Here is a 263-nt window from a genome sequence, read left to right on the forward strand (position 1 = left end):
GCGTACGTCGCGGAGTATTACCGCTATTACGCCGGTATCGCCGACAAGATCGAAGGCAGCCATATTCCCGTCGACAAGCCCGACATGCAGGTCTGGCTCGAACGTCAGCCGGTGGGCGTGGTGGCCGCGATCGTGCCGTGGAATAGCCAGTTGTTTCTCTCCGCTGTGAAGCTCGGCCCCGCGCTTGCCGCGGGCTGCACGGTGGTGCTCAAGGCATCGGAAGAAGCGCCCGGTCCCCTGCTCGAATTCGCGCGACTCGTGCA

1 protein-coding gene is annotated in these 263 nt (G+C 63.9%); it reads left to right on the top strand.

Going from position 1 to position 263, the window contains the following annotated elements:
• The coding region (locus SB764_RS41325; RefSeq protein ID WP_410866944.1) for an aldehyde dehydrogenase family protein at positions 1-263 on the top strand (263 nt) is incomplete at both ends.

Origin of the sequence: Paraburkholderia sp. SIMBA_027, assembly GCF_046535315.1 — a bacterium.
GTDB lineage: Bacteria > Pseudomonadota > Gammaproteobacteria > Burkholderiales > Burkholderiaceae > Paraburkholderia > Paraburkholderia tropica.